We start from the raw sequence: 22591 nt of genomic DNA on the forward strand, positions 1-22591 counted from the left end.
TATAAAAGGTGTCCGGGAAGTGGGAATGTGGTTTTCGTAGGTCTGATGGCTTCCTATTTCATTCTTTTATGTCTTTCCGTATCGCTTGCCCGGCTGTTGTTTTGTCATTGGTGCTCTCTTGTTTGGGTGGAGCGACAGCGGAATCGTTGATCCGTTTTGACAAGAAGGTTTTGGAGACGGCGTTTTATGCGGAGGGGGCTGCCATCGGGGATGTGAATGGCGATGGCAAGATGGATGTGGTTTATGGGCCATTCTGGTTTGAAGGGCCGGGGTTTGAGAAAAGGCACACAATTTACCCGGCGAAGGCTTTTAACATCAATGGGTATTCGGACAATTTTTTCAGTTTCGTCGAGGATTTGAACAAAGATGGGGCGGCGGATGTGCTGGTGTTGGGATTTCCGGGGAAGGAGGCGCGTTTGTATGTGAATCCGGGCAAGGACAAGGTGGCGGAGGTGAAGGAGTGGCCGGTGTTTGTGGTCGCAGAAGTGGTGGACAATGAGTCGCCAGATTTTGTGGATGTGGATGGGGATGGCGTGAAGGAGATCGTGTGTTCGAAGGAGGGGCAGTTTGGGTTTTACAAGCGGGGGGCAGATGTGACGAAGGCGTGGGATTGGGTGGCGATTTCAGACAATGTGGGGGTGCAAAAATTCACGCATGGTTTGGGTGTGGGGGATGTGGATGGGGATGGCAAGATGGACTTGTTGGAGGCAAAGCGCTGGTGGCAGGCTCCGGCGAAGGTGGGGGAGAAGTGGGTGCCGAGAACGTTTCAACTGGCAGGCAGTGGTGGGGCGCAGATGTTTGCTTATGATTTCAACGGGGATGGTCGCAATGACATCATGACGTCGCTGAATGCACATCAGTTTGGGGTGGCGATGTTCGAGAATCTGGGCGGTAAAGATGGGGCCAACTGGCGGAAGCAGTTGATTGTGGGGAAGGAGCCTTGGGAGAATGAATATGGGGTGAGGTTTAGTCAGCCGCATGCGTTGACGCTCGCCGATGTGGATGGCGATGGGGTGAAGGATTTGATCACCGGCAAAAGGTATTGGGCGCACAATGGCAAGGACCCGAATGAACTGGATCCGAAGGTGTTGTATTGGTTTCAGACGAAGCGGGGCAAAGATGGCGCGGTGGAATTTGTGCCGCACTTGATTGATGGCGATACGGGGGTGGGCACGCAAGTGGTGGCGGGGGATGTGAATGGCGATGGACTGGTCGATGTGGTGGTGGGCAACAAGCATGGGCTGCGGGTGTTGACGCAGCGTCGTGAAGAAGTGAGTGTGGAGAAACTGGCGCAGTTTCAGCCGAAGAAGTTTTATGGTGAAGGCAGCATCAAGACGGGGGATTATGTGCACGGTCAGACGGCGCAGGATTTGGTGAAAAACATGGTGTTGCCGGCGGGGTTCAAGGCGGAGTTGGTGGCGTCGGAACCAGACTTGGTCCAGCCGATTGCGTTTTGCTGGGATGAGCGTGGAAGGATCTGGGTGCTGGAGGGGAACACTTATCCAACGCGGGCTCCCGAGGGGCAGGGCAAGGATCGGATTTTGATTTTTGAAGATGCGGATGGCGATGGGAAGTTTGAGACGCGCAAGGTGTTTTTGGAGGGGTTGAATCTGACCTCCGGGATTGAAGTGGGATTTGGTGGCGTGTGGGTGGGGGCGGCTCCGAATTTTCTGTTCATTCCCGACAAGGACAAGGACGACAAGCCGGATGGTGAGCCGGTGGTGTTGTTGGATGGATGGGGTTATCAGGACACGCACGAAACGTTGAATTCGTTTATCTGGGGACCGGACGGTTGGTTGTATGGATGTCACGGGGTGTTTACGCATTCAAAAGTGGGCAAGCCGGGGACGCCTGAAGCTGAGCGGGAGCGGTTGAATGCGGCGGTGTGGCGGTATCATCCGACGCGTCATGTGTTTGAGGTGTTTGCCCATGGGACAAGCAATCCGTGGGGGTTGGATTTTAATGAGAAAGGGGAGTTCTTTACGACGGCGTGTGTGATTCCTCACTTATACCATATCGTGCCGGGCGGGAGATATCAGCGCCAGGCGGGTCAGCATTTTAATGAACACACTTATGATGATATCAAGACGATTGCGGGTCATGTGCATTATGCGGGCGGGTGGACGGAGGTAAGGAACCGGGAGAAGATGTCGGCATCAACCGCGGCGAACACGGATCAGGCTGGCGGTGGACATGCGCATTGCGGACTGGCGATTTACAACGGGGGAGCTTTTCCAGAGGTGTATGATGGGGCGTTGCTGTTTGGGAATTTGCATGGGCATCGGTTGGTGCATAATGCGGTGGAACCGAAAGGCAGTGGTTATGTCGGAGAGCGGCGTGCGGATTTTATGCGCAGCAATGACATGTGGTTCATTCCGGTGACGCAGAAGGTGGGGCCGGATGGGGCGTTGTATGTGAGTGACTGGGCGGACAAACAGGTTTGTCATCAGGTGGATCCATTGGTTTGGGATCGTGAAAACGGGCGGATTTTCCGGGTGGTTTATGATGAGGTGAAACCGTGGAAAGGGGACTTGGGCAAGTTGTCGGATGAGGAGTTGGTGAAGATGGCGATTGAGAGTGAGAATGAGTGGTTTGCGCGGATGGCGCGGCGGGTGTTGATGGAGCGGGCGGCGGAAGGGAAGTTGTCGGGGTTTAGTCAGGAGGATGAGTATCGATTGTTTCGAAGTGTCACTGAGGCAATGGTAGATGAGGATGTGGCTACGTCGGCAAGAGGGAATTTTGTGGTGCTGTCAATTGGAGGGCTGGGAACAGGCTCAGATTGGCGGGATCACTTCCATTCATCGAAAGATTGGGTGAGAGCTTGGGGAGTGCGTGCAGTTGGGAATACCCGAGGGGCAGGTGGTTTTGCATTGGAGACGGATGGGTTGAGTCATCTGATGTATGTAAATCGCATGGCAAAGGAGGAAAAGTCCCCCTGGGTTCGTCGGGAACTGGCATCCTTGTTACAACGCTTGCCATTGGATAAACGGGCGGAGATTGCGAAGGCGTTGTTGGTGCGTGAAGAAGACGGCGCAGATCACAACATTCCGCTGTTGGTCTGGTATGGAATTGAGCCGTTGGTGGGGCAGAATCCAGAGTTGGGGATGGAGCTGGCGAAGCTTTGTGTTTGGGACAAGGTGAAGGGTTTCATTTATCGGCGGATGGCGGCTTCGGAGAAGGGGCGGGCGGTGTTGCTGGCAGGGATTGCGGCGATGGAGGATGCGGGGCAGCGGGAGTCGATGTTGCAGTTGATGGTCAACAATGCGCGCGGAAGTGGCGACATCAAACAGCCGGATGGCTGGGCGGAGATGGTGGTGAAGTTGAGGGAAGGGGCGTCGCCGGTGATGACGGAATCTGTGGATGAATTGTCGGCTTATTTTGGAGATGAGGATTCGGTCGCGAAATTCCGCAAGGTGTTGGTGGATGCCAAGGTTGGAGTGGCTGCAAGGGAGATCGCATTGTCGATTTTAATCAAGGTTCGGGACAGACAGACGGCTCCTTTGTTGCAGGGGTTGATTGCGGACCAGGCGAAGGAGGCGTTGCCGTTGCGGCGCAAAGCGATTCAGGCATTGGCGTTCTTGCCGGATGCGGGGACGGCGAAGGCGCTGACGGAGGTTTATGCGAAACTCTCGGCGGAAGAGAAGGTGGATGCGGTCGCGACTTTGGCATCGAGTCCCGCCGGGGCAGTGGCGTTGCTGGAGGCGGTGGCGGCAGAGCGGATGGCGCGGACCACGTTGTCGCCGTTTTTGATGCGTCAGTTGCAGTCGTTGAATGATGTTAAAGTGAACGAGGCGATGTCGGCGGTGGTGGGGACGATGAATCAACCCAAGGCGGGGCTGGCGGAGCAAAAAGCGAAGTGGACGACGTTGCTGATGCCTGACAAGCTGACGACGGCGGATCTGAAGGCGGGTAGGTTGATTTATGCGGCGGCGTGCGGAACCTGCCATGTGCTGAACGGTGAGGGGGCGATGGTGGGACCGGATTTGACGGGGTCGAATCGGGGCAACCTCGAGTATCTTTTGGAAAATGTGCTGGACCCGAATGCGTTGATTGGTCGGGATTATCAGCTGAACATTTTTACCATGAAGGATGGCCGGGTGTTGAGCGGGATCGTGAAGTCGGATGCGGGGGAGATCTTCAAGGTGGTGATGCCGGGCGGGGCGGAGTTCACGCTGAACAAAAGCGAAGTGAAATCGAGGGAGGTGAGCAAGATGTCGACGATGCCGGAGGGTTTGTTTGATGCGTTGGGTGACGACAATGTGCGCAACCTGGTGGCGTATCTGCAGAGCGGTGCGGCGGGTGGGGATGTGGTCTCGAAAGAAGGGCTTTTGGAGGCTGAAGGGTTGAAGTCGTCCGTGACCAAGGGAGGAGTGGGCGTGCAAAAAATGGGCGGCTTTAAGTCGGGCAAATGGAGCGGAGATGCGCAGCTTTGGTGGACGGGTGGCAAGGTGGGTGAGGTGTTGACGATTGAGGTCCCGGTGAAGGAGGCGGGTCGGCATGAGGTGAAGGGGGTGCTCACACGGGCGAAGGACTATGCGATTTTCGAGGTGTCGGTGAATGGCAAGGTGTCGGGTGATCCGTTGGATTTGTTTGATCCGCAGGTGCTGAACACGGCGGAGTTGACCTTCGGGGTGCATGAGTTGAAGGCGGGGTTGAACCGGGTGGAGTTCAAGATCATTGGGGTGAATCCGCAGGCGAAACCGTCGATGATGCTGGGAGTGGATTTTCTGAGGTTGGTCAAGGTCGACGTGAAGGAATAGTGGAAGTGTGATTCATGGCGGGTTAAGGGAGCGTGACCATGACGATGGAAGCTCTCACTGTTTCGCAACTGACCCGCCGGATTCGCACGCTCTTGGAGGAATCGTTTGGTGAAGTGTGGGTGGAGGGGGAGATCAGCAACCTGCGGGTGCAGAGCTCGGGTCACCAGTATTTCACGTTGAAGGATGAGTCGGCGCAGGTGTCCTGTGTGTTGTTTAGGGGCAGTGCGGCGAAGCTGCCGATGCCGTTGCGTGATGGCATGCAGGTGCGGGTGTTTGGGGAGGTGACGGTGTATGAGCAGCGGGGAAATTACCAGATCATTGTGCGGGAGGTGCAGCCGAAGGGATTGGGTTCTTTGCAGGCGAGGTTCGAGGCGCTGAAGCTGAAGCTGAAGGAGGAGGGGTTGTTTGATTCGGAGTGGAAGAAGGCGATTCCGCGGCACCCGAGGTGCGTGGCATTGGTGACATCTCCGACGGGTGCTGCGGTTCGTGACATGCTGAACATTCTGGAGCGCCGTTCGCCGTGGCTGCATGTGCTGGTGTTCCCGGTGCGGGTGCAGGGTCAGGGATCGGAATTGGAAATCGTGCGGGCGCTTGAGGTGTTGAATCGGGCGGAGGAGTATGGATTGCCGCAGCCGGATACGATTGTAGTGGGACGTGGAGGCGGGAGCTTGGAGGATCTTTGGTGTTTCAACGAGGAGGTTTTGGCGCGGGCGATTTTTGCTTCGGAAGTTCCGGTGGTGTCGGCGGTGGGGCACGAGATTGATTTCACCATTGCGGATTTTGTGGCGGATCTGAGGGCACCGACTCCGAGTGCGGCGGCCGAGTTGCTGGCACCGGATGGAGCAGAGATGCAGCGGCATTTTGAAGCGTTGGGCAATCGGATGCGCACTCGAATGGAGACGGTGCTGGAGCGGCAGGAGCGGGAGATCGAATTGCTGGGACGCGGGGCGTTGATGCGTGAGCCGGAGCGACTTTTGCGGGAAGCGGTGCAGCAGGTGGATGACCAGGAGGAATCGCTGAGGACGGCGATGGAGATGTCTTGGCGCGGATTCTCGGAGAAATTAATGGAGCGCCGCATGGTGCTGGAGCGGCATCGGCCAGAGCAATTGCTGGCACAGGCAGAGCACCGGCTGGCATTTCTCAGACAGAGGGCGGAGTCGGCCATGCGGCAGCGCGTCGAGCAGACAGCGGATCAGTATCGGTCGATGAGAAAGCTGTTAAAATCGTTGGGACCGGATGCGGTGCTGGCACGGGGGTTTTCGGTAACGACAGATGGTCGCGGGGCAGTGGTAACTGACCCTGAGGCCTTGCGGTCTGGGGACATGGTGGTGACCAAGCTGGCAAAGGGGAGTTTTTCGAGTGTGGTGACAAGGAAAGGATAAGGGATAAAGGCGAAAGGATAAAGGAGTGCGGAAGTCGCAATCGAATCAGGGGTCGGTCGTGTGTCTTGGGGTGACTGGCAGCCTGGTGGGAAGGGGGCGGTTGAATAGCTTCGGAGAGGGAGGAAGCTGGGCGTTTTCATCGGGGGCAAGGTATTGAAAAAAATCGGCAAAGCGGAGGCTGCACTGGAGGCGGCGCTGATTGATGTCGATCTTGGGGTTGACCTTGATGATGGCCAGATTGAATGGCGGGCTGGATTTGATCAGGTGCGCCTGCTGGCGTGCTTCCGACATGGAGAGAGAGCGGTCTTTGATGACGGCATCGAGACGTTCCAGATCTGCCGAGGTGATGGGATGCCAGAGTTTGCGATATTGTCTCGCGGTGATCGTCGGAGCAACGGCATGCACCCATTGTTTCTGGTTTTTGCGTTGGGGTTTCCAGAAGCCGATGATGAACAGAAATGATTGCTGTTGGGAGGCGATATCGAACTGACGCCGGGCATCACCCAGGTCGATCTGGGAGCCGTATTTGCTGGATTTTACGGTGGCCGCGAGATTGCCGAAATGTTGATTGGCTGCAGCGGGAATGTCCCACTTCTGGGTCATTTGTGCAGGCTGGTAGTTCTCGAAGAATGTTGACCGCACCCATCGTTCAAAATCAAGTCCGTGGCCCTGGCGTTCTTCCGCAGAAAGGACGGGCGGATTGCAGAACAGCCATGACAAAACTCCAATCGCGAACAGGCGGCGGGTGAGTTGCCGGATGGCGGAAAAAGTGAATAGTGGATCCATGGCAGAGACTCATTACTGTTCATTTGAGTTTTTTCCACCAGGAATTTCTCGTCGGAATGGAAGGAGGCTTCCTAAGTGGGACGATCAAATCTCGCCTCTTACGATAGGGATGAGTTATCGGATGCATTAACTTGAGTTATGTTAATGGAGCTGCGCAAAAGCTGTTAACGCCTATTCGGAAAATCGAATGTTACATGGTGATTTGTGGGTAACGGACCACGGTAAGTGCGGATTCATGAATAACTGATGAATCTATGATTGGTGCTGTGACGCAACAGTCCAGGAAGTTATCCATGTCATCTACCGGTTGGGCGATTGTCTCATCGTGTGACATGAATAGTTTTTCAAACAAAACACCACATAACATGATTAAAAAACTTATTACCCTATCGGTCGTTGCATTATCTTTTGGCGGCATGGCGTTCGCTGCTGATGACATCGTTGATACCGCCAAATCGGCAGGCGTCTTCAAAACATTGACAGCGGCATTGGATGCGGCTGACAAAACCAGCATGCTGAAAGAAGAAGGTCCTTACACCGTCTTTGCCCCAAGCGACGAGGCCTTCGCCAAACTTCCCGCCGGAACGGTGGAAGATTTGTTGAAGCCTGAGAACAAGGAAAAACTCGGCAAAATTCTTGCCTACCATGTCCTCGCTGGAAAAGTGATGGCTGCCGACGTGAAAACGATGATGGCGAAAACGGCCAATGGTGCCGAGCTTGACATCAAGGTCTCTGATGCAGGCGTGATGGTCAACAACGCCAAGGTCGTCCAGGCCGATGTGAAAGCCAGCAATGGTGTGATTCACGTCATTGACGCCGTGCTGTTGCCCCCTGCCAACTAACGCTTTTTCACTGTTAGGAATCCATTAGTTGATTGGTAAGTGCGCGAATCGTTGAGATTCGCGCACTTATGTTGACGGCGCAGAGCGTGATGGATAGGCAGGCACGCAGTCGATGTGATCGATCAGGGCTAAGGCAATCGGTCGGGAACCGGCCATGATTGGAGTTTTCTTGCAAGCCACACCTGCCATTGGCGACCTTGATGCTTGCCGGCTGGAGCGTCGATGGTGCCGAGGGGTTCGATGCTCTGAAAAGCACGCCGCAGTTGGGAAGGGAATTTTTTGTCCGGGGGTTGCAAGATCAGGGCATCGTCACCAAGACGCTCGTGTGCCGATGGCCAAAGTTCGTATTGGGAGGCGGCTTTGCCATCCGGTTGCCAGCGATAGACACGCGGATGCGACGGAGTATAAAAAGCCATCTGGCTGGCGTTGTCGCGATGGCCGAGCACCAAGAGAAAGGTGCGGGATGGATTTGGAGATTGATCGAGCCAGGCTTGTGCCTGTTGTCCCGCGTCGCTCCAGCCGCGCAAACGGCGCAGGGGATCGAGCTTGGCATGGCCGCTTAGTGCCATCAGGTCGACGATCAATGGTGCCGTATAGCTCAGAAGCGTGCAAATGAGTGCCATCAGCAGGGCCGGTTTGGCGAGCCTCTGAGACCAGCCTCGCAGAGGCGTCAGTGATGGACGTTGCAGGATTGCTGCGAGCAACACCATGGCGCTGAGATAAAACACGGCTGGCCAGTTGGGATTGATGCCCTGACGCATGGCCATTCCAAAAAATACCAGCAATCCCGGCGCGGCAAAGAAGACCAGGTAGCGCTGCCGAAGATCGATGCTGCGCCAACACCAGACATTGACTGCCAACACGGCCATCAGCAATAGCCAGGTCAACGGTGTGAGCAGCCCGGCCTGACTTAGGGGGAAGCTCAAAAAATCGGCGAGTTTTTGCCACCATCCCGCTTGTTCGGAAGCGGTGAAGTGTTCGCGGGTGTGTTGCACGGTGATCCAATCATGCTGTTGATTCCACCGCAGCACGGGAATAAAAAACAACAGGGAGCCGCAGAGGCTGCCCCAGAACCAGCCATGGCGCAGCAACACTCGCGTGCCTGGATTGAGGGCCGCGAAGAAGAGCATCAACACGGGGAATACCAGCATCATCTGTTTGCTCAAATAGCCCAGGCCCAGGGTCAGCGTGAGCAAGCACCAGAGACTGCCGCGTTTGGGGTGTTCCATGGCCATCCAGAACACCAGCAGGGAGGCGGACCAAAACAGGATCAGTGGGGCATCGATGGTGAAGAACAGATTCAAAGCCACGTTGGCCGGGGTCATGGCGGTGAGAAGCAGGGTCCAACGCGCGGCAGCTTCGCCAAACATGCGTCGCGCCAGCAGCATGAGCATGGCCAGGGACGTGGTGCCAAAAAGCAGGGAGGCGAGCCGGATGGCCCACTCCTGATGGTTGGACAACCATCCCGTGAGTCCCATCAACCAGCCGATCATCGGAGGTTTGCTGAAGTAACCCCAAGCAGGTCGCCGTCCCCATTCCCAGTAGTAACTTTCGTCTCCTGCCAGGTCAGTGATGTGGCAAAACCAAGGCAGGAGTAGAAGGCGCAGGGCCGCCAAAACCAACAAGAGATGCCAGATGGTGAGTTTGGCGATACCGTGCTGAAACCGCATGATGTCAGGTCGTTGGCGCGGCCATGGCCGGGGTGGGCAGCAAAGGCTCCCGTGGGCTCTGGCATGATGCTTGGGGCAGCTTCAGCCATTTTTTCAGAATCTTGTGCATGACCCAGGCGGTCAGCACGGCGAAAATGACCGAATGCGGGATGTCGCTGGGCCAGTGCGATCCGCAGTAGATGCGCGACCAGCAGAGGATTGGCGGAATCCCCAGCAACCACACGGTCCAACCCCGCCAGGCGAGATAAATGAAAGTGAGCACCCCGGTGGTGTTGAGCACGTGGCTGGAGGGGAACGACTTGCCGCGTTTTCCCGGAGGGGCGAGTTTGGCGGGTTTGATGACGGGTTCTTCGAAGACGGCGAGGAAACGCACTGGATGTTTTGCCAGGTCGCGCTTGACCACCCAGCTGACGGATTCATTCGGTCGTTGTTTTCCGGCAAAATGTTTCAGTGGATAGGAGACGACATATTCTGTCGCCATCAAACAAATGGCTGCGCCGACGAAGACTCGCCAGCAGCGGCCCCGGGTCTGCCACCAGACGACGGCGACAATGATGGCCATGATGGGTGTCCACGCGTTGAGCGCGGAGACCAGCGGCATCAAGCGATCAAAAAAAGGATTGGTCCATTGACGATTGATGAGATCCAGAAGCTGTAAATCGATGGAGGCCATATCAACATAGGGTTCGACTAAATCGACGCTATGAATGCCTTCTCATCGCGCTGCTTCAACCCGTCGAGTGTGACGATGGCGCAAGGTTTCCAATCAGGGGGTTGGGCACCAAGATTCGATTGTCAAAACGCAGTCGCCAGCCGCGATGAAACGAACGCTGCCGGGTCGTCGCTTGATTCATTCCCGTTCACTCCGAACGCAGCTCGGCGGTGCTGACCTTGAGGTTGCCTGCTTTGCCTTCCGGCCAATGGGCTCCTTGGGTAATCCAGCGTTCCAAGATCTGACTTTCGGTCTTTGTTAAACGATTTCCGACGGGTGGCATGGTTGCCAGATTGTGATGGGTGCTGGCAAGGGCGAGGAAGCGGCTTTGGTCGGGTTTGCCTGGAACGATCAAGGTTTTGCAGGTTCCCCTCGTCATCACAAATGCCTGTGGTCCAGTCGCTGGAACTTCATCCACGGATGGGCTGTGACAGGGCAAACATTTACTCTCCAGGACGGGTTTCACGTGCCGAACAAAACTGATCGACTCCGTGGCCGCGATGGTGGCGCTTTCGTCGAGCACCGTGAGCCCTTCCGGGGCGGTTTCTGCGCCTTGATCGTGATCGGTGTTCGAATCGGGCGTCGTGCAGCTGACTGGGAGCAAGGTGGCGGTCAGCAGGATGGCGAGGGGGTGGTAAAAATGGGGTTTCATGGTGGCAACCAGTTTGATCGATGGTTTAGATTTGGTCACGCCATTCTTTCATGGCATGGACGAGGAACTCTCTGCCTTGATGGGCGCGGTCAAGTGCTTCTGAGACAGGCTCGCCCGAGCGGCCTGACAGCTCAAGGATGAGTCCGCCTTGAAAGTGGTGGGTTTGCAAGTCGCGAATCAAGGCGGTCCAGTCAATGGTGCCCTGGCCCGGCACCAGATGGGCGTCCCAGTCGGCGCGGTTGTCGTTGATGTGAAGCATTTGCAGATGGCCGGACAACTTGTGGATCACAGTGGGCAGGTCGCCCGAGAGATGGGCATGCCCGGTGTCCAGGCAGGTGCCAACGGTGCAATGCTGAATCTCACCCAACAAATAAAGCATGTCACTGACGCGGCCAAAGAGAAGATGGGGCAACATGTTTTCCAGTAGCAGGTGGATGCCGATTTCCTGACAATAGCAGGCCACCTGGTTGAGCGATTGGGCGGCGTTGGCCATGCGCAGGTCGAATTCATCCGGGGGCGGTCGGCCCGCACTTTCGGGACCGGGATGAAGGACCACGTGTCTGGCTTGCATCAGTGAAGCGGCGCGGCAGGCGACTTTGAGTTCCTTAACCGATGCCGCCCGCACGGCGGAATCCAGGGAGGTGATGTCGATCTGCGGGGCAAATGGAGCGTGGAAAGAAAAGGCTCGCAGGCCCAGCTTTTGCAAGTGGTCGCCAGCCTTCTGGACCAGCTCTTCATGATGGTAGTCCAGATGATGGGGATAGGAGCAAATTTCCAGTTCGACAAAGCCGCTGTCGCGGATGGGCTCAAGAACTTCGAAGATGCTGCGGTGATAAAAACAGCCGGTGGAGATGCCGATGGGCCAGGGAGTCATTTGCATTGGTGGGTAAGAAGCGTATGACGTTGCTGCTCCAAGCCGATGCACCCGGTTGGACGCAGAAAACAAAAGCCTTTTTCGCGGGTGGAAACGCAGTTGAAATCAACGAGCTGGTCCAGTCCGGTTTCATACAGTCCGGCAAAGATGCGGGTGTAGAAATCCGCTCTTGTCGCCGGTTCATAGAGGTTCCAGTCGACTCCCCAACGAAATTGCGGGTCCTCAAATTTGGAACGAACCAATCCGGCGATGTGTCGTGGATGCCATCCCATGGCGAGCAGGCTGCGCGAAACCAGCTGCATCCCGGCGGGCTTGAGCAGAAGGTCATTGGGATGCTCAAGAAGGTGTTGAACGCAGTTTGGCAGTTCCGTCAACGGGACGCGGCGGTAAGTTTCGTCCCAACGGTCTTTCGGCTCGTGTTGGGCGGAGTAGAAAAACTGGTGGAAGCGTCGGAGGCGGGAAGCCAGGTAGGAATTCAAAAGATGCTGCGTTCCCATTGCCTGTTCCGGAATCCGCACGCAGGCGCGGCGTGCCAGCTCCATGACTGCGTCCTCATCCCGCTGGATGCCGAGGGCCTGCTGCACATTCATTTCATGGAGCGGAATGGCATGGATCACGTCTGGCAGGCCGGATGGGACAGCAGAGCTGGGGAGGTTCCGGGAGGAGGGTTTCAGGTAGTTGGTAAAGGGCATGCGAATCACCCGGGAGGCCAGAGGATCGCCATATTCAGATATGTCGAGGGAGATGATCTCGCGCTGTCCACTGGTTCCGGGTCCGACATGAACGGCGGTGATTTCGACAGGGATTTCGCAGAGGGCAGCCGCCCGTTCTTTGACCCGATGCACCAGATATTCCATCACCAGAGAAATGCCGCTAAAAGCTTTTTGCATGTCCGGCGAAATCCGGTCGTGCAGCAGCGTCGGGAGCCGTTTTTCACAAAGGGATACCAGTTCCGGTGCTGGCGAGTGTTGCACCAGTTGCTGCGCAACCTCGGAATCCAGTTTGATGCGCCAGACAAAATGATGTCCCTGACCGGTGATCAGATGCAGAGGACGGATGCCCCATTCCAGCAACAGCGTTTCGATCACCGCCACCACGGGTTCCTGCAGTGCAAAGGCGCGTTGCGGATTCAGATAAGCCTCAGCGGGCGAGTCAAAATTGACATACTCCACGTCCAAATGCAGCAGCAATGAGTGCGTGTCGGCAACCGAGCGTGCGATGTCGAGATCCCGTTGCAGAAACCAATCCAGTTCACTGGGGGGGCGAAGACTGCGACGATCAAAGGTGCATCCGTCAAGGTGAGTCAAATAGACGGAGGTGGCCTGTTCAATCAGGTCGGAACCGAGAAATTCGGTCAACCGTTGTTGCACGGCCCGATCTTGATAGAACGCAGTCATTTCTGCAAGAGGTCGGGTCAGAGTTCGATGCAATGCATGATCGATCAGAGAGCCCAGCCACTCATCATTATGAGCCTATCGAGACTCGCCTGCTCACCTACAATTGTTAAATGCCACGCAATTCCTTGCGGGCATGCGTGTCATCGCTCGCACGTTTCAAGCTCGCTGAGCCCCTGGGCAGTTGGGACGGGAATTCAAGGATGACTGCCACTCATGCGGCGGCGATCACAGAATGCGACGGTTTGACGGCAAGCACCGAACAGGCGGCACGGCGGACGATGCTTTCCGCAGTAGTCCCCATGAAAAGGGTGTGCAGGTCGCTCTTTCCGCGAGTTCCGATCACCACAAGGTCGGAATCAGTCTTCTTGGCATGATGGATCAGAACATCACGGGTATTGGTGCCATGCTGAACTTCCGCATGCCACTTCACGGATGGATAGGGTTGCAACAGGGTGGGCACGAGTTCTTGCAAATCCTTGTTTAACCCATCGATGATGCCGGGTTCGTCCAGGGGAATTGCCGGTAAAAACCCCCCGTAGTCCAATACCACCGGGGGCTCATAGACATGAATGCAGTCGAGCTTTGTTCCGTCGCAGCTGGCGATATGGCCTGCCATGCTGACGGCCCTGCCTGACGCTTCCGAAAAATCGACGCCGACGAGGGCATTCACAAACGGGCCGCTCATGTCCTCGCGCACCAGCAGCACGTCCGTAGGTGCCCTTCGCACACATTTGGAAGCGACCGCCCCCACTTCGTTTGGTCCGTGACTGGTGCCACGGGTTCCCAACACCAGCAGGTCAGCCTGCGTTTTGCGACAGGCGGAGGTGAGTCCAGTGATCGGATGATCGATGTCCAGATGAATTCGCACCATTTCAGAACCAAACTCGGACTCCGCCAGGAAGCGGTGAACGCTGTCCTCCACATTTCGAAGTAACTGTGCCTCAGTGAATCCATGCACCTCCTGCATGGCTTTGGCGAGCCGGGGGTCGAGGACATGCACGGCGGTGACCGCTGCGTCGTCAGCGGTGGCCAGACGAATCGCTGTTCGCAGGGCGGAACGGCACGCATCCGAATAATCGATACCGACGAGGAGATGGCGGAACTTGTTCATCGCATCTGAGGTTGCCTACCACTTAGTTTAGCTCATCGTCTTCAACCCGCCGCGCATCGTTTGCCTGCTTCAGGGCTGATGTTGTGCAGACTTCCCGGACGACGGCTTGCCAGGCCACTTTTTTCGTCGCCAGTTCGATGGCTACAGATCGAGCAAATCAGAGACGCTTACCAGCGTGAAACCCCGTCGCTGCAGATCAGCTACAATCGATGGAAGGGCCACTGCAGTGGAAGGCTCACCCACATGCATGAGAATGATCGCACCCTGCAATGCCGCGTCGGCTTTCCCGGTGATTCGATTGACAAGGAACGGTGCCGTTTTGGGAGGATCGACTGAATCCAGGCTGTCCAGGGTCCAGTAGATAGAATGATAACCGAGTTCGCCGACAGTTTTGAGAACCCGTCGGTTTCTGGCTCCGAACGGCGCGCGGAACAGCGGCTTGGAACTTTGGCCAGTAAGAGCCATCAAGAAGGCCTCCGTTTTCTGGATTTCAGAACGGATGTGTTCGTCATCCAATCGCGTAAAATCGGGATGCGACCATGAATGATTGCCAATTTCGTGGCCTTCAGAAAGGATTTTGCGCACGAGTTCAGGATGTTTGGAGGACCATCTTCCTGTGAGAAAGAAGGTGCAGTGGATTCCTGCATCCCGAAGAGTGGCAAGCAGCTGGTGCAGATCAGTTGCTTCGCCGCCCGCATCAAACGTCAGGGCAATGCGCTTCTGGTCCAGAGGCCCCCGGTTGATTTCACGAAAGCTTTTCGCCTGTTGGCCATCCAATGGGACGGTCATCAAAAGTGCAGACAGCATCCCTGTCACGCCCAGGGCGATCAGGGTTGGCTGGGTCTTTGAGCTCCGGGTCGAGCGGCCATTGGAAGATGAAGATGAATGAAAAATCGACATAAGGTTGCATCGAGTTGGGTTCCCAAAAGTTATGACTATCGCAGCAGGTTATTAGGTTCTTCGATAGAGGGAATCCTGCCCGCCGCCTCGACTTCGCAATCGGCAGCCGGGGCCGGAGTCGACATGAACAGCCGTCTGGCAGCCACTGGGCGTTGCGCGCGGAGTGTCCAGACGGGCAATGAAGCGGGCGACACACGGCAGGGAGAGACGGCAGAACATATGTAGACCACGCTTGTCATCTTTCGTGTTTTCTGGTGCATAACCGCTTCCTCACAAAATCGCTGCCATGGCGGCGGCGATGGCCCCGTAGAGCAGCATGGCGACCACGGTTTTCTTAAGGATTTCGCCCTCGGATTTGCCCAGGCCGAGCACGGAGCAGACGGCGACGATATTGTGGATGGCAATCATGTTGCCCATCGCGCCGCCCACCGATTGCAGGGCAAGGATGGTGGTTCGATCAAGGTTCATTTGCGTGGCGATGGAGTCTTGAATTGGACCGAAGGTGAGATTGGAGATGGTGCACGAGCCGGCAAAAAACGAACCGAGCGCGCCGAGAAACGCGGCCAGGTATTGCCACCAACCGCCGACGGCTCCGGCAAGTGAATGGCCGATCAGCATCACGGCGGATTGTTCCCCGCCCACCATCAGCAGTTGCACAAGGACCAGCGCGCCCAGCAGCGCGAGGATGGGATTGCGCATCTGCGTGGTCGACTCCTGCCACACCTTGCGCGCGGTGCCTGCGGGCGCATCGAGGAGTTTCCATGTCACGACCGAAATCAAGACGAAGGGAATCAAAGAGGGCACGTAAAGGAGTTGATGCGTCCAGTCCATGGGCGTTCCGAAGATGCCGTGCAGCTTCAGCACCAAGGCGGGACTGATCGAAAAGCTGCCGAAAATGCCGAGCGGAACATTCCAGGCCGGAACCGCAGACGTGAGAAGATCGCGCAGGCCGATTTGCGGGATTCTGGTGGCGAGCAGCACCAGCACGGTGGCCCAAAGCGGAAAGAGTGCCTTCACCACCGCGCGCGCAGAAGGAGGCTCGCCAGGCTCTTCCGCCGCCGAATGATCATCGTCGCGGGTGAGGCCCACTTTGTGTCGGGCCAGCCCTACCGTGAAAATCAATCCCAACAATCCGCCGGCGACTGCGGGGAACTCATCATTCACCCGCGAGAGCGCCAGCATCGGCACCACACTTGACGCCAGCGCCAGGATGATGAAAACGAGGTTGCGGCGAATTTCCTGCCAGCTCACCAACAGTCGGAACGCCAGCAGCGGAACCGCGCACGCAGCCGCGCTGTGGATGAGCGCCGTCTTCCACGCCACGGCGCGAAATTCCTCCGGGCTCAAGCCGAGTTGACCAAATCCGAACCATGTCGGCGTGCCCACCGCTCCGAACGAAACCGGGATGCTGTTGAGGATGAGGCAGGCCATCGCCACGCGCAGCGGCGGAAAACCGAGGCCCACCAGCAACGGTCCAGCAAGCGCGGCGGGGGTGCCGAAGCCGCTCGCACCTTCAATGAGAAATTGAAATGACCAGCCAATGATGACGACCTGAGCCACACGGTTGCGGGAGAGGTGGTTGAGCCAGCAGCGGATCGTCCCCATGGCTCCGCTGTGTTCCATGGTGCGAAAGAGGAAGATCGCGCCCCAAACGATCATAATGGGGGTCAGCGCCACCAGCAATCCCGCCAGCACGGATGCGTGCACAAGACTGGCCCCGGTGCCGAACCAAACGAACTGGATGCCATACGCCACCAACGCCGCCAGCGGCAGCGCTTTCGCGGACGGCATCGGTGTCTTCTTGGTCATCAAGAAGATTAGCAGGAGAATCGGTCCAGTGGCGAAAATGAGGTCGACAAGGGGCATGGGTGATCAAAATCAAATCTACCGGGAGATCGTGGGGAGCACACGATGGAAACGTGAACAATTTCGTGCCACTCGTCCGTGCCCCGCCCGATCTTGATGAAACGCCGTCATTGCTGCAAGAGGTCGGGTCTGAGATCAATGCGACGCATGGTCGATCAAAGAACCAAGCCACCTAATTATCGGCTCATCGAGATTCGCCTGCTCACTGCAATTTGTGGAATGCCGCGCAAATCTTTATGGGCATGCCCGGCAGTGCAACTGCAATCATTTCATCCGATAGGACGACTCCCCGAGGCACGATGAGACCGGTGATGTTGCAATGCGTGGATCGAACCCAGCCACACGCCACTCCTCATGGCGGCTGAAATGGTAGATTGGACTCAACTTTTCAATTTTTCCAATAGGAACGCAGAAAAAACAACGCGACTGCAAACACGAAAAAACCGGCCACTTCGGCCCAGATTCCCGCCCCTCTTTTCTTCAAGATGGAGGTCACACCCAATGAAACGGCAATGGCAAGAAGCGCCAGCAACCATCCAAATGGGATTCCGCCTTCGGCGTTCACATCAAATTGTCCGTATCTTAAGAGTAGCATCACACGAAGTTTGATGTCTTTGTTCGAATTTATCTAGCGGAGTTTCGATTCCGCAATGGATGGCATGCCCGGGATCACAAAAAGACCGTGAATGCTGCAATACGCGGACCGACCCCCGCCTTATCGGACCGACCCCCGCCATATCGCTCGAATGTTTTGATTCGAAAGAGCAAACAAAGTGTGGTTTAATCTACGTAATTCATTTCAAGCAGGTAGGGTTTTTGATTGGAATGACATAAATAGATTAAGCATGCCTTTAACTAATCGACCCAATCGAATCAAATTGCTTCATGGTCTTCCCAGAGGGAAGCCGGTGAGCACGGTTGACTTGCGGGCCATTGGAGTTTCCCCGGCATTGGCCTCGCATTACGTCAAGAGCGGTTGGTTGCTCCGCTTGGGAAGAGGAATCTTCATGTTTCCACAAGACACTCTCGAGAGGGATGCATGCCTGAAATTTCTGGGCACTCAAATTCCCGGACTTCATGTCGCTGGAAAGACGGCGTTGTCCTGGCGCGGGGTGCGTATTCAGTTGCCCGCGCGGGAGAGACTGGTCTTGTGGGCTGACGAGCCGGGCAAATTGCCTCTCTGGTTTACGCAGCGGTTTGCTGCGCGCTACACTTCGAGCCAGTTGTTCCATCACACCCTCCCTAAGCACCATGGTTTGGAGCCGTTGCCAGAGTCACCCGATGGTCCTCTCGTCTCCGTTCCTGAGCGGGCGCTTTTGGAGATGCTCAGTGATGTGGGCTTGCGGCAGTCGATTGAGGAAGCCCGCCAAATCATGGAAACGCTCCGTTCGCTGCGCAATGAGGTCTTGGATGTGCTGCTCGAGCACTGCACCCGCATCAAGGTCATCCGTATTTGCCTGCAATGGGGAGAGGAAATGAATCTACCTTGGGCCGATGAGGCGCGGAAACGCATGAGTCTGAGTCTGGAGGCGCGGGGCAGCAAGAGCCGCTGGACGGCGCGATTGAAAGACGGCACCACCCTCATTTTGAAACCCTGATGGACAAGGTTTATGTGGATACCGTCCGGTTGCTGCTCGAAGCAGCGCCGGAGGTTTTTCGGGCACCACATTTTGCGCTCAAGGGAGGCACGGCACTCAATCTTTTCATTCAGGACATGCCCCGCCTTTCCGTGGACATTGATGTTGTTTATACCGACCATCACAAGAGTCGTGCGGAAGCTCTGGCTGAAATCGGCCGCGAATTGAATGAGGTAGGCGAGCAACTTAAGGCTTTCCGGCTGGATGCTCAAGTCACGAGCACGAAAGACGGAGACGAAACAAAACTGTTGGTCAGGAGCGGGAATATTCTTGTCAAAGTCGAAGTGAATCACGTTTTTCGCGGCACGCTTCTGTCTCCTGAGCCACGGCGTCTGGTTGAAAGGGCGCGCTCTGCGTTTACGATGGATGTAGTTCTGCCGGTGCTGGCCACGCCGGAAGTCTATGGCGGCAAGTTGGTGGCAGCCATGGACCGCCAACACCCGCGAGATCTCTACGATGTGCGGGCGATGTATGCCAGCAACGGGCTGACGCCCCAAATCATCGAGTGTTTTGTTTGCTACCTCGCCGGTCACAACCGTCCCATTCACGAAGTGCTTTTCTCCAGAGATCTGGCGATGGACTCCATTTTTGAAGAGGAAATTCAAGGGATGACCCGCGAGGATGTCCCCTTGTCTGAACTGGTTTTGACGCGAAGCCGTCTCCGGAAGGATATCAACGAACAAATCACGGACTCGCAAAAGCAATTCCTTGTCAGTCTGGCAAACGCCGACCCGGACTGGTCTCTCATTCCAATCATTCACCTGCAAGAATTGCCCGCCATCCGTTGGAAATTACAGAATTTGCAAAAGCTGAAAAAATCAACCCTGGCAAGTTCCAGCATCAAGCGGATGAACTGAAGGTCCGATTGGGGTGGTAGTGTTGGTGAGAATACGCTATTAAATATCCGAAGGAAGGGAGGAATGCCGCGCAAATCTTTGCGGGCATGCGTCTTGGTGGGAGCGGTGGAAGGTTGAGGAGATCGCATTTGAAAGAGCAATAGTTGCCATAAAGTCGACTGGGGCATCCAGCCTGGAGTAGTAAAAAGTCCCGAATTATTGCAATACGCGGACCGCCCCCCGGCATTTGAGTCAACGACCTTTTTTCCTCCTCCCATCCACCCCACCACCGGTGTCAAAACTTTTGAGGCAACAGGAGGGAGAGAGCAGTGAACTGTTGACTCTAGCCGAAAAAACATGAGAATTTAATAGTGGGTAATATTGTAAACCAAACTGAACTAAAATTGGCGCTACTGGCGTCAGAATATGATGATGCAACCGCCGTGTTTGCTAATCGGTTTTTTTTGGAAAAGGTCGATGGATTCAGCATCGCCTATTTCGGTTTTGAGTCAAAGTTTCGCTATTCCACCACTGTCCATGCGTTCTCAATCTCACAGTTTGATATCGAGCAAAATAGAGTCAACTGGGAGGAATATTTGGGCAGGAATGAAGTAGCTCCTCCGGAGCCAGCCGAGTGGAAGCCTTTGCCTGGTGAACGGTTTTCTGTATTGTCAACAAATAATCTCTTGTTTGCGAAAACTGGAAATACAGGGGAGATCCAATGTCGAAGTTTTCACGTTCATGAGCTCGCTAATTCTATTAAACTTTCTAAAATTCCAAAAAACAAAGGAATTGCTCCTCCCTTGAAAGCCAGAAATCTTTTATCTATCAGAACCCCAATCGATTTGCAAACGTCTCTCTTGATATGCCTTCTGTCCGACAGCTAATAGTATCTGTTTTGCCTGCTTCACTGGCAGCAACGACCATGTCTCCGGGAGCTGTGACAGAATCTCGTGATTCGATTCAAATTGACTTCTTGTCAGATTTCTCTGCTCAGCTGTCGAATACCTCTCTGCCAGAGCTCCAGGATGAAGTGGTGTCAGAAGAAAACACAACTATTCGGATCAATCCTGCGGAATGGAGCGAGTCGCTCAATAAGAGATTTCATGAGTTGGCGGTCATTGATTCGCTCGGTGAGACAAACGAGCAGGAGAAGTTTGAACTCGAACATCTGCAATCTCTTCGGCGGCAACTTGTATCTCCCCGCACCGGCGCAGAGATTATCCAGGAATACCAGATGCGGCAACAGACAAAAAATGTGATCCGAGCACTGGATGATTATTTTAAATTCGTGGGGATCTATGGCGCGAATAAAAAGAGGTAAATTCAAGCGGCAATTTACCGCTCGCAATTACAGAAATGCGCTTCCAAAACTTTTAGAGGATAGCGGCCAGCGATGCGCTTACTCGATGAGGCATGTCATCAATGCTGGAGGGATGGAAGTCGACCACTTCGATCCAACTCTTAGAGGAGATAAGCGCCACGAATACGTAAACCTTCTTCCGTCAATTAGGCACTGCAACGGCAAAAAATCTAACCACTGGCCTAGTCAAGAGTTGCGAGATAAAGGTATTTCACTGATCAATCCCGCCGAGGAGGTTGATTACGGTGAACACATTTTCGAGGACCCCGTCTCCCATTTGTTGGTAGGGCACACCTCGAGAGGCAAATATCAAATTCTCATATGCGACTTGAATGCACCGTTTTTGGTTGAAGAACGAGCCGAAAGAGCAAAGCTCAGATTATTGTGGGAGAGCGGCATTTATAATTATTCCAGAAATTTTTCCGCACCTCAATTGGAGCAAGTTCAGAATTGTTTAGAGACTTTCAAAGCGCATGTGGAAAAAATGATACCTTATATTCCCCCGCCGCCTCTGGAATCAAATCACTAATGAGAGAGGTCAAAGGCATTCTATTCTATGCGGCCTCGCGGAATGACCATCATTCCTGCTGATCCTGACAATCGCTTGCGTGGATTATTTATGGACGCATTTATTGTGTTTTTGTGAAACAAGGAGGCGTAACCACGAAAGTTGTTTGGATCTCCTTTCAATCAACCGAATGTTGTCCCATTGGACACTCGGTGCGCGGGGCAGTGACATGACTGTGATCAGCCCCCAGAGGTCGGACCTGCTTGATTGTTAGAGCCTGTTATTAACTTCAACGGAATAGAGAGTTTAGCATAAGAGTGGAGAAAGCGAGCCAGTGCATTGCTGAGAGCGTGGTGGCAAGGCGTTCATAATCTCGTGAGAGGCGACGGAATCGTGCGGCCCAGCCAAAGCTTCGTTCCACGACCCAGCGTCTGGGCAGCAGGACAAAGCCTCTTTTGGCCTCCTGAAGCTTTACCACCTCCAGATTGATGCCGTGTTGTTGAGCGTCCTGCGAAGCTTGCTCGCCGGTGTAGCCTTGATCGACATAGGCCAGTTGCACCTTCTCGCCAGTGGCTTGCTGGACGGCGGCAGCCAGATCACTGACTTGATGGCGTTCCTGCTCGTTGGCTGGGGTTACCTTCAGAGCAAGCAAGTGGCCCAGAGTATCGACCGCGATGTGAACCTTGGAACCCTTGCGTCTCTTGTAGCCATCGTAGCCAGCACGGGTGCCACTTTCAGGGCTGGACTGCATCGTGCGTCCATCGAGAATAGCAGCCGTGGGATGTGCTTTGCGACCTTCTTTGAGGCGCAGCAAGATGCGCAGATCATGAGCCATCGCTTCGAAACACCCGGCTCGCATCCAACGTTGCGCTTGTTGATAAACAACGCTCCAAGTGGGCAGATCGTTTGGCATCATGCGCCACGGACAACCCGCACGGATCTGCCAACGCAAAGCGTTGAAGATGAGTCGAAGCGGGTGCTCGCGTTGAGGAGCCTTTTCATCCATCAAGGTTAGATAAGGAGCACAAAACTCCCATTCTTCGTCACTTACATCAGTCGGATAACCTGTCTTGCCACTGCTGGATTTGAACTTTTTGCTCACGCCCCTATCCCACGCAGCAAATGCTCGTCCTCAACTGATTTGTTAGGAAAAGTTAATGACAGGCTCTAGTCGGTGGTCGGTTGTTTTTGCTTTAAGGGTGATCGTTGGGTTTGTCCAGCAGCATGCGCAGCGGAGGGCTGGAGCGTAGCGAAAGCCCGTAGCGAAGCTTGCTGCTGGTGGCGCGCCGGGGGCA

19 protein-coding genes are annotated in these 22591 nt (G+C 55.2%); 8 read left to right on the top strand and 11 right to left on the bottom strand.

Translation table 11 applies throughout. The annotated features are described in order from the left end of the window. Positions 1-68 precede the first annotated feature (68 nt). On the top strand, positions 69-4760 hold the full coding sequence (locus tag FEM03_RS19655) for a PVC-type heme-binding CxxCH protein (protein WP_138088011.1): 4692 nt from the start codon (positions 69-71) through the stop codon (positions 4758-4760). A gap of 38 nt (positions 4761-4798) precedes the next feature. Next, on the top strand, positions 4799-6142 hold the full coding sequence (gene xseA, locus FEM03_RS19660; protein WP_138088012.1) for an exodeoxyribonuclease VII large subunit: 1344 nt from the start codon (positions 4799-4801) through the stop codon (positions 6140-6142). A 45-nt stretch (positions 6143-6187) separates the two neighbouring features. Here the strand turns inward: xseA and FEM03_RS19665 are convergent, their stop codons facing one another. After that, complete coding sequence (locus FEM03_RS19665; protein ID WP_138088013.1) at positions 6188-6928, bottom strand: hypothetical protein; 741 nt, start codon at positions 6926-6928, stop codon at positions 6188-6190. A gap of 332 nt (positions 6929-7260) precedes the next feature. Between FEM03_RS19665 and FEM03_RS19670 the strand changes: the two genes are divergently transcribed. After that, positions 7261-7770 carry a fasciclin domain-containing protein gene (locus tag FEM03_RS19670; RefSeq protein WP_206171085.1) on the top strand — a complete coding sequence of 170 codons (510 nt, stop codon included), beginning with the start codon at positions 7261-7263 and terminating at the stop codon, positions 7768-7770. A 128-nt stretch (positions 7771-7898) separates the two neighbouring features. Here the strand turns inward: FEM03_RS19670 and FEM03_RS19675 are convergent, their stop codons facing one another. The 9 genes from FEM03_RS19675 to FEM03_RS24545 form a co-directional block, all read right to left on the bottom strand. Further along, positions 7899-9440 carry an ArnT family glycosyltransferase gene (locus tag FEM03_RS19675; protein ID WP_138088014.1) on the bottom strand — a complete coding sequence of 514 codons (1542 nt, stop codon included), beginning with the start codon at positions 9438-9440 and terminating at the stop codon, positions 7899-7901. 4 nt (positions 9441-9444) lie between these two features. Further along, entirely contained in the window at positions 9445-10113 is a 669-nt protein-coding gene (locus FEM03_RS19680; RefSeq protein WP_138088015.1) for a phosphatase PAP2 family protein, read from the bottom strand. 187 nt (positions 10114-10300) lie between these two features. Next, a complete protein-coding gene (locus FEM03_RS19685; RefSeq protein WP_138088016.1) occupies positions 10301-10804 on the bottom strand; it encodes a c-type cytochrome domain-containing protein in 504 nt (167 codons plus the stop codon). A gap of 25 nt (positions 10805-10829) precedes the next feature. Then, the gene (locus FEM03_RS19690) at positions 10830-11678 is read right to left on the bottom strand and encodes a sugar phosphate isomerase/epimerase family protein (RefSeq protein WP_166443012.1); all 849 of its coding nucleotides are present in this window, start codon (positions 11676-11678) and stop codon (positions 10830-10832) included. Continuing rightward, complete coding sequence (locus tag FEM03_RS19695; RefSeq protein WP_138088018.1) at positions 11675-13075, bottom strand: hypothetical protein; 1401 nt, start codon at positions 13073-13075, stop codon at positions 11675-11677. The genes FEM03_RS19690 and FEM03_RS19695 overlap by 4 nt, the downstream gene beginning before the upstream one ends. Before the next feature lie 211 nt (positions 13076-13286). Continuing rightward, on the bottom strand, positions 13287-14186 hold the full coding sequence (locus FEM03_RS19700; protein WP_138088019.1) for a universal stress protein: 900 nt from the start codon (positions 14184-14186) through the stop codon (positions 13287-13289). A gap of 141 nt (positions 14187-14327) precedes the next feature. Further along, entirely contained in the window at positions 14328-15086 is a 759-nt protein-coding gene (locus FEM03_RS19705; protein WP_138088020.1) for a polysaccharide deacetylase family protein, read from the bottom strand. A 270-nt stretch (positions 15087-15356) separates the two neighbouring features. Continuing rightward, positions 15357-16952, bottom strand: a complete 1596-nt coding sequence (locus FEM03_RS19710; RefSeq protein ID WP_138088021.1) for an L-lactate permease — start codon at positions 16950-16952, stop codon at positions 15357-15359. Positions 16953-17340: 388 nt separating this feature from the next. Next, positions 17341-17517: a hypothetical protein gene (locus tag FEM03_RS24545; RefSeq protein ID WP_166443013.1), complete on the bottom strand. Its 177-nt coding sequence runs from the start codon at positions 17515-17517 to the stop codon at positions 17341-17343. 280 nt (positions 17518-17797) lie between these two features. Between FEM03_RS24545 and FEM03_RS19715 the strand changes: the two genes are divergently transcribed. The 5 genes from FEM03_RS19715 to FEM03_RS19735 all read left to right on the top strand — a co-directional run bounded on the left by FEM03_RS19715 (position 17798) and on the right by FEM03_RS19735 (position 21317). Beyond that, complete coding sequence (locus FEM03_RS19715; RefSeq protein WP_138088022.1) at positions 17798-18550, top strand: type IV toxin-antitoxin system AbiEi family antitoxin domain-containing protein; 753 nt, start codon at positions 17798-17800, stop codon at positions 18548-18550. Further along, positions 18550-19446: a nucleotidyl transferase AbiEii/AbiGii toxin family protein gene (locus FEM03_RS19720; RefSeq protein WP_206171086.1), complete on the top strand. Its 897-nt coding sequence runs from the start codon at positions 18550-18552 to the stop codon at positions 19444-19446. Before FEM03_RS19715 ends, FEM03_RS19720 begins: the two co-directional genes overlap by 1 nt. Before the next feature lie 383 nt (positions 19447-19829). Further along, a complete protein-coding gene (locus FEM03_RS19725; RefSeq protein ID WP_138088023.1) occupies positions 19830-20312 on the top strand; it encodes a hypothetical protein in 483 nt (160 codons plus the stop codon). Between the two features lie 11 nt (positions 20313-20323). Then, positions 20324-20749 (top strand): hypothetical protein, encoded by a 426-nt coding sequence (locus tag FEM03_RS19730; RefSeq protein WP_138088024.1) that lies wholly within the window; start codon positions 20324-20326, stop codon positions 20747-20749. Then, complete coding sequence (locus FEM03_RS19735) at positions 20700-21317, top strand: hypothetical protein (RefSeq protein WP_138088025.1); 618 nt, start codon at positions 20700-20702, stop codon at positions 21315-21317. Before FEM03_RS19730 ends, FEM03_RS19735 begins: the two co-directional genes overlap by 50 nt. A 268-nt stretch (positions 21318-21585) precedes the next feature. On the opposite strand, the gene FEM03_RS19740 is transcribed toward FEM03_RS19735, so the two are convergent. Beyond that, entirely contained in the window at positions 21586-22398 is an 813-nt protein-coding gene (locus tag FEM03_RS19740; protein WP_138088026.1) for an IS5 family transposase, read from the bottom strand. Positions 22399-22591: the final 193 nt, after the last annotated feature.

This window comes from Phragmitibacter flavus (genome assembly GCF_005780165.1).
Taxonomy (GTDB): Bacteria; Verrucomicrobiota; Verrucomicrobiia; order Verrucomicrobiales; family Verrucomicrobiaceae; genus Phragmitibacter; species Phragmitibacter flavus.